Source organism: Micrococcus sp. HSID17227 (assembly GCF_003989405.1).
Taxonomy (GTDB): Bacteria; Actinomycetota; Actinomycetes; order Actinomycetales; family Micrococcaceae; genus Micrococcus; species Micrococcus luteus.
In genome coordinates this window covers 1-8,751 of sequence record NZ_RBLN01000077.1, presented here as the reverse complement: position 1 = coordinate 8,751, position 8,751 = coordinate 1, and the positions used below count along the sequence as shown (strand labels likewise).

Genomic DNA, 8,751 nt, shown 5'->3' with positions numbered 1-8,751 from the left:
GCCCGGCGTGAGGCGTTGGCGGTGTGGGTGAACCACTACAACTACCATCGGCCTCATACCTCCTGCGGGGACGCCCCGCCGGCCTCGTTGGCCCCGGCCCGAGTCAACAACGTCATGACCTCTTACATCTAGCTCACGCAGCCGGCAGCGTCCCTCCGCGACACGTCCCCGCCCGGCCCGCCATCCAAAGGCTGCTCGGCCTGCGGACTCCAAGCGCCCGTAGACCCAGGCCTCCCGCCACCCCGAGCACGCCCGCCGCGGCCGCGCACCGGCCCCACCCCGTGCCACCAGCCCCCACGCATCGCTTCCAGACCCCGCGGCGTGCCGGGGACATGCCCCGGACGCCCAGCTCCAGCAGCCACGGCGACCGGCAGCTCGAGCTCGCGCAGGTGCCAGTGGTGGTGTTCAGTAGACGCTAAACAAATGCCCTTCTGGTGAATTCAATACACACCTTCTGATTTGCTTTTCTGTCCCTCCTTTGCTATACTTGAAAGGCTGGGGAACTCCCGGCGCGCCCCGCGGAACTCGCCGCGAGAGTGCCTCACAGAGAGGAAACGCAGAATGACCCATGGCAGAGTACGAGGCCGCTGCAGCGGCCTGACACGTGCACATCACAACCGCTACGAGACAGGGAGAGGCTCCTGTGAGAGTCCGTTAGGCACGCACCGTCCGTCCACCTTGAGCAGGTGGATCAGACGCATCAAGAAAAACCCAATACTCATATTCATTGTCGTTCTTGCCCGCTGCATGGTCGAAGTCACCGACACTGTCGAGGCTGCCGAGAAGGTTGCCGAGTGGCTTCATGCAGTCCCCTGGGAGGCGGTAGCTTCCCTCGCATCCGATCTCGTACCCCACATCGTGGAACTACTGATTTGGATATTTCTACTCCTTTGATTAGGAGAAAATGCAAAGTTGAGCCCCTCTGGAGGATCTTCCTTCAGGGGGGCTCTTGCATGCCCGCCCGCCATGGCGACCCTGGATCGCCAGGATCCCGAGTACCTCTACGTGGCCCTGGTGGACGCGACCGGGCCGCGGCGGATGGAGGGCGTGGACTTCCACACGGGCACGTTCCCGGACGGGCTGAGCTGGAAGGCCACGGAGGAGGCGGAGGCGGTGCTCAACGCCGCCGTGGCCATGGGTCCGCGTGAGGCCGCCGCCGGCGCGCTGGCCGTGCTGGCCTACGTGTCCCGGCTCCGGGGCCAGGGGACCCAGGCCGACGAGCGCCTGGCGCTCGCCAAGGCGTGCGTCCCGTGCCACGCACACGTGCGCGCCGTGTCCGCCATGATCCGCGCCACCTCGGTGGCCGTGGTCGCCGCCGACCTCGACCTGTCCTGGAAGCCCGTCAAGGGCTGACCGAACCGGCCCGGGGGCCGCTCACCGGCGGCCCCCTGTCGCGGACTCGACCGCGCAGCCGGCAGCTCCAGGTGCAGCTGCCGGCTGCGGATCTCCGCGACACGTCCCCGCCCTGCCCGCGCTCGCGGGTTGGACACCACCCCATCGTGAGTGTATGGTTTGACACAGCGGGAGGCATTCGGCCACCTGCACCCCTACCGGAGGAGGCAGCTCATGGAGCAGCAGACCACCACCCCCACCTACGCCGACGGGTACAAGGCCGGGTACCAGGACGCCAAGGCCTTCTACACCCGCCGCGACAACCACGCGCGCACCGTAGCCCGCCACTGGCGCGCCGTCGCCGACCACCCCAAGGGCGCCCGCTCCATCGAGGTGCTGACCATGCTCTTCCCCGAGCTGGTCCGCACCCTGGACGCCATGGCCGCTCACGAGCTGGATCACCCCCAGCCCTGAGCCGCCACCTCCCCCGACGGGCGCGGACCACACGGTCCGCGCCCGTCGGCGTCCCCGGCCCGCTCTCGCGGATCGGGGGCCTGAGATCCTGGCACACGCCGGCGGGGCGACGTCGCCCGCCCTCGGCGGCACGCGGCCCCGGGCCCTCAGCCGAAGACGCCGCCGAAGGCCATGGCGGTGGCAGTCTCCACCACCCCCGTGACGGCGGACCCCAGGGCCGCGCTCCCTACGTTGGCGGCGAGACGACGCAGGCGACCGGCTCCCTCAGCCACAGGGCCGACGGCGGGCTGGTCTTCCTGGAGCGCCTGCTGGAGTTCGTCGATGGCCTCGGTCAGCTCCTCCTCCCCCTCCTTCTTTGCCATCACACGCAGGTCTGCAAGCGCGCGAGAGAGGTCTTCGACCGTGCCCTGAGCATGGGCGCCCTCGCCGACAGCCACGGGGCCAGACGGTGCGTGGAGATAGGTGATGTACTGCACGCCCACGCGATCGCTCAGCGCGGCATCGACCGCGGCGCGGCTGGGCAGCTCGCCGAGGGGGGTGTCGGCGGTGAGGTCGGCGACGAGCTCGACCAGGCTGGTGCGGATGCGGTCCACGATGCCGCGGAGGGTCGGACCGGGCACCGCGTACATCAGGCTGGTGATCTGCTGATGCGGCGGCAGGATGGCGTTGAGCATCATCTGCGCTGCACTGAGCGGGCCGGTCCCGTAGTGGAACGCCTCCCGAGTCGCCATCTCCTCGATCTCCGCCAGAGGCCCCTTGAGGGTCAGCAGTTCGGGGACCACCTCCCGGACGTCGGCGGGGAAGTCGTACCACGAGACGGGTTGCCTGCTCACGACGGTGTTGCCGCTGATGGAGGACATGAGCATGCCGGCATGGATGCTCCGGTAGGCAGGCGCGTCGACGTCGTCCGGGTAGCCGTTGAGCTCGAACCTCGCCCACTCCCGCAGGCTCTGCGAGCCGGTCTGCGCGCCGAGCATCAGGCACTTGCGCAACAGGCCGGGCAACGGTTCCGCCTCGTCGATGACGCGCTCGCGGAGGTCAGTGAGCAGTGAGCTGGTCATGGTGTCCTTCGCCGGATCCGGTGGGATGCTGATCGTATCCATCCCCCGGCTGAACAGGCCTCGCTCTCCCACGCCCCGCGCGGCTCCGCGCCCGCCCCGCAGCCGTGCCGGGGACATGCCCCGGACCTCCAGCTTCCGCAGCCGCGGCAGCCCGGCCGGCCGGGCTGAAGCAGCCGGCCGCCCATCTCCACGACACGTCCCCGCCCGCGAGCGCGGTCAGCGCCTCTGCCGCCGGCCCATGACCCCTCCCCATTGTGGTACATGCTGCCATGTACTACAGTGGTGAGCGCAGGGAGGAACAAGCCACCCGCATCACGCAAGGAGCACGCCATGCACGCGAACGCCACCCCCGTCTACGCCACCATCGACGACGTCATCACCGCCGAGCTCGCCGGAGTCGACCCCTACCTCGAGGACTCCCGCGTGGACATGCAGGCCCTGGCCCGGGACCTGACCGAGTGGGTCGACGCCCACAACGACCAGGGCCAGGTCCTGCTCAACCGCTCGGGCTTCCAGGTGCGCGAGCAGTACCGCACGGACGACGACGCCCCGGAGAACGCCGACGCCTTCTGGGATCTCGTGGAGGCCCACACGCACCCCTACGCCCCCCTGCGCGAGCAGACCCTGACCCGCGACACCCGCGAGGGCTCCTGGGAGGTCGAAATCCAGTGGCGGCCCGAGTACGCCGAGGGCGTGGACCGGGTCGCTGACGCCAACGGCGGCACGGCCCTGATCTGGGAGCAGCCGCCCGTACGGATCGGCGTGGACAACGCCACCGGCACGGCCGTGATCGTGGAGCACATCCAGCAGGTCACCGGCGACATCGCCGCCACCTTCGAGCCCACCCAGATCACCGATCCCGACGCGGACCTCGCCCCCGGCCAGTACCGGGTGCTCACCACCACCCTCAACGACGAGGACACCACCCTGCCCGTCGAGACCGCCGCCGAGGCCAACGCCTCCTGAGCCCGCGAGCGCCGCGCACCCCCCGGAAGGAACACCATGAACCTCACCTACACCGAGGGCTACGGACCCACGGTCTCCGCCGTGCGCGAGCTGCTCGGCCTGTCCCGTACCGAGCTCGCCGACCTGCTGGGAGTCTCCATGGACAGCGTGCGCTCCTGGGAAGTCGGCCGGCGCCCCGTCCCGGCCCACGTGGCCGACGAGCTCGCAGCCCTCCAAGACCGCGCCCGCCAGGAGGTCGAACACCTGGCCGCCGGCTTCGCTCGCCGCCCCGACGTCCCGCCCGTGATCCTGCTCGAGCAGGGCCCCGAGGCGATGCCGCTGGGCTGGCAACGCCGCATCGCCGCCCGCGTCGCCCACCAGGTGCCCCACCTGCTCCTCCGCACCACCGACCAGGAGAACCCCCGATGAGCCGCCGCGACGCCTGGACCATGGCCGCCCTACCCAAAACCCTCCAGGCCCACGCCCACGCCGTCACCACCCTGGCCGGCCTCAACCGGGCCCGCGCGCACGCGCTCGCGGCCAACCCGGCGCTGATGACCCCCTCCCAGGCCCAGGCGGCCCGCGAGCGCGCGCTGCTAATCGCCCAGCACTGCGACGTCGAGGCGGCGGTGTCCGCGGACCCGGCCACGCCCCTGTATTGGGTGACCGAGGCCATGGCCCAGGTCGCCCTGGACGCCTCCCAGGACATCCCCGCGATCACCGTCTCCGGGGCACCGTCCCCCTCCGGGGTGATCGCTGTCCAGAAGGGCCTGCCCGCCCTGGACTCCCCCGACGGGCATGGGTGGATGACCATGGCCTCCACCTGGCACACCGCCCCCATCGCCCCGGACCTGTTCCTGTGGCACACCACCGATGATGAGTTCCACGTCATCGCCTACGCGCACACCTCCCGGATGCCCTCCGGCGTCCGGTTCTACGACGGTCCGCTGCATGAACTGCTCACCCTCATCATCCGCCGCTCCCCCGACGGCAGCTGGCCCGTCCTCGACGCCCCTGACCCCGAGGTGCCCCTGCCCCGCGAGCACGTGCGCGGCATGGAGATGATCCAGGCCTCCGGCCCCCGCCTGGCCGTGCTCGCCTGGCTCGCCGCCGCCTGGCACCTGATGCTCATGCCCACCGTGGCCGAGGCCCGCCGCATCGGACCAGCCCCCGCCCCGCGCAACAGCCACTCCACGACTCCCGCCGCGGAGCCGGCCATCACGCGCGTGGACCTGCGCCCGCTACGCACCGTCCCCACCGAGATCCCCGCCCAGCCGGCAGAGGCCCCCACCCGCACCCATCGCTGGATCGTCCGCGGCCACTGGACCCATCAGCCCCACGGGCCCGGCGGCCGCCAGCGCCGCCTCCAGTGGCGCGAGTCCTACATCAAGGGCCCCGCCGGTGCCCCCCTATCCCGCTCGCGTCCCGTCAACGTCTGGCGGCGCTGACCTCAGCCCTGACCGCCCACCCGATCACGCAAGGTGACGGCCTCCACGGGCATCCCCACCTCCAGGGCCCGGGCGACCGCGTTCTCCATCTCCACCTCCGCCTGCGCTAGGCGGGCCTTCAGCCGCTCCACGCGCAGCACCCGCCCCCGCGCCCACGTCAGAGCCTCCTGCTGACGCGGCGTAGCCGGCCGCTCCTCCCGCTCCCACGTCCGCGCCGCAGACGGCCTCGATCGGCGGCTGGCGGCCTTGCGCTCCTCCACGCCCACCCCACCCCGATCCAGCGCCTGCCGCAGCCGATGGTCCGAGAGCCCGAACTGCACCCCCAGCGTCCGCATCGTCGGCTACTCCGGCGCGCACGAGAGCCAGAGACCTGCCCGCTCGCCCCGGGGCCCGCCGCAAGGCGGGGACATGGCGCCGAGCTCCGGCCCATCCAGCACGCGGCGCCGGCCGCCGCTGCACCACAGCCGGCCGCCCATCTCCACGACACGTCCCCGCCCGGCCCGCGCTCGCGGACCCCTGGGCGTAACACGCAGGCCGGCGCCGTGCCGCCTACCCTCGGCCGCAGCTCTGCCGGCGGACATCCACGGCACGCCGGTCTCCCACATGCGTGGATGACACGGCAGTCATCGCCGCCAGAAGCATCACATGCCGCGGCGCTCCGCCTCCCTCTTCGTGAGCTCCTCGAGCTTGCCCTCCACGCGGCTCAACTCCTGCTCGTACCAACGCAGGTCCGCCTCGCGCTGACTCCTCTTCCGCTCGGCTTCCTCCGCAACTTGATCCTCCAGGCGCTCAGCACGGAGCGTCAGCTCGTCCTGCATGACGAGGCCACCGAAGATGAGCGCAGAGGACACGAACAACCCCCACGCGCTCATCGAGTCGACCACCGGACTGCGCCAGAAAAACCCGGCCGCCAGGGGCACGCAGGCCACGCCGACCGCCGCAAACGCCCAGGTGGACCGCGCCCTGCCAGCCTCCCGCGTCGACACCAGGGCAAGGAGCACGGCCACGAAGAACACCCACGCCAGGATGATCAGCGCGCGCAGCTCAGGCGACATCCCAGGCTCCTCTCCAGGGGGCGGCGGAGCTGAGAATCCCATGCTGTCGACCCCCGTGGCCAGCACGCCCATCGTCGTCAGAGCGGAAAAGCCCGCCCCCACGATGGCCCACAACGCGGCCAGCCACCTCCCGCGAGCTTTGAGCCGGGAGGCCCGCTCCGCCCGTTCCGCCGCCGCCTGCTCATCGCCTGCCATCTACCCTCCTACCGGGAACCCCCGGGACTCGGCCTGGCGCCGATCCACGCCGCCGGCACCCTCCGCCCATCTTGTCCCAACTCAGCCGCCAGAGAGCCCACCTCCCGCGGAAATCGCTGTCGACCCAACGACCACGCCGGGGACATGCCCCGGACCCGCGGCCGCCGGCGCCCCGAGCTGAAGCAGCCGCGGCCGCCGGCAGCACATCTCCACGACACGTCCCCGGCTGGCCCGCGCTCGCGGCCGCGTTCGCTCCGGGCCGGCCGCGCCGGGACGTCCGCACGCCGGCGTCGCCGTCGAGTGGACGGGTCCGCCGACGCTGCGACCATGGGTGGCCCTGGCGGTGCTGCCCCCGTGTGCGCGTCCCCCCGGCTCCGCAGGAGTCTTGCTGGCCCGGGGCTGGAGCGTTGGCGCATGAGACGACGGCGGCCCCCCTCCAGTGAGGGGGGCCGCCGTGGCGGGGAGGTCAGCAGAGGTTTGCCTGGCAGTCGGGGCAGATCTGGGAGATGATCCGCTCCCGCTCCACCTTGGTGCGGTGGGGCAGGACCTCGTGGACGGGCTGGCCGGCGTCCAGGGCGTCCGCCTCGTCCTGGGTGATGGAGACGTAGTCGGCCTTGCCGCAGAGGGGGCAGAGGCAGTCGATGTCGGCGCTGTCCGGGCCGTAGACGTTGTAGATGCGGTGGGCGATGCGTCCCATGGGGCGCTCCTTCGGTGAGGGGTGCAGGCCCCCTCATGGGGCCCGCTACGTGTCTAACCATACACGTCCCCTGCCTACCCCACAAGCGTCTTTCGCGGTCGGTTCAGCAGCAGCTCATGCTGCATCTCCGCGACACGTCCCCGTCCGGTCCGCGGGCCCAAGCTGCGGCCGCGAGCTCATCCGCACGCGATCGCCGAGGCCGGTCATGCCGGCTCGGCCGCGGCCTCCTTGGCTGCGGAGCTGCCCGCGATGAGCTGCGCGATGAGCTCGGCGTCACCGGGGGAGCTGGCGGCCGGCGCCTGCGGCTGCTCCAGCAGCTGCTCGACCCAGTCCGGCGTCTGGTCATGACGCTGGGCGAGCACGTAGGGCCCGCGGAGCAGGGCGGGCAGGTTGTAGGCCCACACGACGGGGTCCTGGGCGTAGGTGGCGCGCCGGCGCTCGCCGCGGCCGAGGTCGTCGACGGTGGGGGTGGGCAGCTCGAGGTCGAGGTGCCCCTCGGGGTCATGGATCTGGACGTCCTCCCCGTCAACGTGCACGTATCCGACGTGCCGCTGGAGGCCGGAGGGGCCGTCCAGGTGATGGATGGTGATGGTGAACATCAGATCTCCTTATGTTGATCTTGTATCAGTTTATCAGCGCTCGTAGAGATTCGACAGGCTCAGGATCCGGCCCTTGCTCTGCATCAGGCGTGCCCGCCGGCGCACCTCGTGGAAGCGGCCTTCCTCGATCGTGCCGCGCAGGCCCAGGCCGTCTTCGGAGTCCAGGAAGCGGGCCAGGATGGCCTTCTCCTCCCGAGTGGTCGCGCGGGCCTGCGGGTGCTGTGAGCGCGCGGCGACGAACATCGAGGCGTTCACGCCGCCGACGCCGTCGGTGAAGGCGAATCCGTTGTCGATCGCCGAGAGGCCGCGGCGGTCCATCAGGACGTTGCCGCGGTGGCGGTCGACCTGCCCGATCAGGCAGTCGAAGAAGGCCAGATCGCTGGCCTGGTCGGAGTGGTGCTCTGCCATGTGCATCACGTTCATCTTCACCCCCATCGGCCCCCCGGGGACTCCATAGGAGATGGACCCCCACTGGCCCTCGTACTTGACCAGGGCCACCGGAGGCACCAGAGCCGCGTACTTCGGGCCCAGCGCCTGGGCGAACTGCGAGGCCGCGGCCTCATGGGTGGGCTGGAGCCGGCCGTCGTGGCCGTAGGACTCGGCCACTCGCGTGTTCAGCGCGTCGTAGGGCTTGAAGTAGCCGCACGCGCCGTCGTCCCACACCAGACGCTTGATGTCGTTGACGCCCTTGCCCGCGACCGGCGCACCCTCACGCGCCGAGTCCATCCGCATCAGCTGACGCTCTTCGGCGGTGCGCCCCTGCCGCTCCACCAGCAACGCCACGCGCGCGGCCTCTTCCTTGCCGCACTGCTCCTCCCACTCCGACCACTCGGGTCCGCGAGCGCCCGTCGAGGCTGAGCCGGGAGCCGGGGTCGGGGTGCGGTGGTCGCGGCCGGCGCCTGCGCCTGCGCCGCCGACGGCTCCGCCGCCACCGGCCACTCCGGA

General features: G+C 71.3%; 13 protein-coding genes. 7 read left to right on the top strand and 6 right to left on the bottom strand.

Annotated features, from left to right (window positions below; all coding sequences use genetic code 11):
- From D8M29_RS05840 to D8M29_RS05825, 4 genes are all read left to right on the top strand, one after another.
- Positions 1 to 132: integrase core domain-containing protein (locus tag D8M29_RS05840; protein ID WP_141844281.1), on the top strand; the 132-nt coding region annotated here is incomplete at its 5' end.
- A 546-nt stretch (positions 133 to 678) separates the two neighbouring features.
- Positions 679 to 894, top strand: coding sequence for a hypothetical protein (locus D8M29_RS05835; RefSeq protein WP_127435276.1), 216 nt, complete (start codon positions 679 to 681; stop codon positions 892 to 894).
- A gap of 72 nt (positions 895 to 966) precedes the next feature.
- Positions 967 to 1,353 (top strand): hypothetical protein, encoded by a 387-nt coding sequence (locus tag D8M29_RS05830; RefSeq protein ID WP_127435275.1) that lies wholly within the window; start codon positions 967 to 969, stop codon positions 1,351 to 1,353.
- Between the two features lie 213 nt (positions 1,354 to 1,566).
- Entirely contained in the window at positions 1,567 to 1,806 is a 240-nt protein-coding gene (locus tag D8M29_RS05825) for a hypothetical protein (RefSeq protein WP_061873209.1), read from the top strand.
- A 146-nt stretch (positions 1,807 to 1,952) separates the two neighbouring features.
- Here the strand turns inward: D8M29_RS05825 and D8M29_RS05820 are convergent, their stop codons facing one another.
- Positions 1,953 to 2,867 (bottom strand): hypothetical protein, encoded by a 915-nt coding sequence (locus D8M29_RS05820; RefSeq protein ID WP_127435274.1) that lies wholly within the window; start codon positions 2,865 to 2,867, stop codon positions 1,953 to 1,955.
- Between the two features lie 330 nt (positions 2,868 to 3,197).
- On the opposite strand from D8M29_RS05820, the gene D8M29_RS05815 reads away from it, so the two are divergent.
- From D8M29_RS05815 to D8M29_RS05805, 3 genes are read left to right on the top strand one after another with little or no spacing between them, the layout of a single operon-like run.
- Positions 3,198 to 3,833, top strand: a complete 636-nt coding sequence (locus D8M29_RS05815; protein WP_127435273.1) for a hypothetical protein — start codon at positions 3,198 to 3,200, stop codon at positions 3,831 to 3,833.
- Positions 3,834 to 3,869: 36 nt separating this feature from the next.
- Positions 3,870 to 4,241 carry a helix-turn-helix transcriptional regulator gene (locus tag D8M29_RS05810; protein WP_127435272.1) on the top strand — a complete coding sequence of 124 codons (372 nt, stop codon included), beginning with the start codon at positions 3,870 to 3,872 and terminating at the stop codon, positions 4,239 to 4,241.
- On the top strand, positions 4,238 to 5,260 hold the full coding sequence (locus D8M29_RS05805; protein WP_127435271.1) for a hypothetical protein: 1,023 nt from the start codon (positions 4,238 to 4,240) through the stop codon (positions 5,258 to 5,260). Before D8M29_RS05810 ends, D8M29_RS05805 begins: the two co-directional genes overlap by 4 nt.
- A 2-nt stretch (positions 5,261 to 5,262) precedes the next feature.
- Here D8M29_RS05805 and D8M29_RS05800 read toward each other — a convergent pair whose 3' ends face one another.
- The 5 genes from D8M29_RS05800 to D8M29_RS05780 all read right to left on the bottom strand — a co-directional run.
- Positions 5,263 to 5,595, bottom strand: a complete 333-nt coding sequence (locus D8M29_RS05800; protein ID WP_127435270.1) for a hypothetical protein — start codon at positions 5,593 to 5,595, stop codon at positions 5,263 to 5,265.
- A gap of 306 nt (positions 5,596 to 5,901) precedes the next feature.
- A complete protein-coding gene (locus tag D8M29_RS05795) occupies positions 5,902 to 6,510 on the bottom strand; it encodes a hypothetical protein (protein ID WP_127445843.1) in 609 nt (202 codons plus the stop codon).
- Positions 6,511 to 6,976: 466 nt separating this feature from the next.
- The gene (locus D8M29_RS05790; protein WP_031943917.1) at positions 6,977 to 7,207 is read right to left on the bottom strand and encodes a hypothetical protein; all 231 of its coding nucleotides are present in this window, start codon (positions 7,205 to 7,207) and stop codon (positions 6,977 to 6,979) included.
- Positions 7,208 to 7,410: 203 nt separating this feature from the next.
- Positions 7,411 to 7,806 carry a hypothetical protein gene (locus D8M29_RS05785; protein ID WP_049159949.1) on the bottom strand — a complete coding sequence of 132 codons (396 nt, stop codon included), beginning with the start codon at positions 7,804 to 7,806 and terminating at the stop codon, positions 7,411 to 7,413.
- Positions 7,807 to 7,839: 33 nt separating this feature from the next.
- Positions 7,840 to 8,751 (bottom strand): hypothetical protein (locus D8M29_RS05780; protein ID WP_238693335.1); only part of this gene is annotated, 912 nt, incomplete at its 5' end.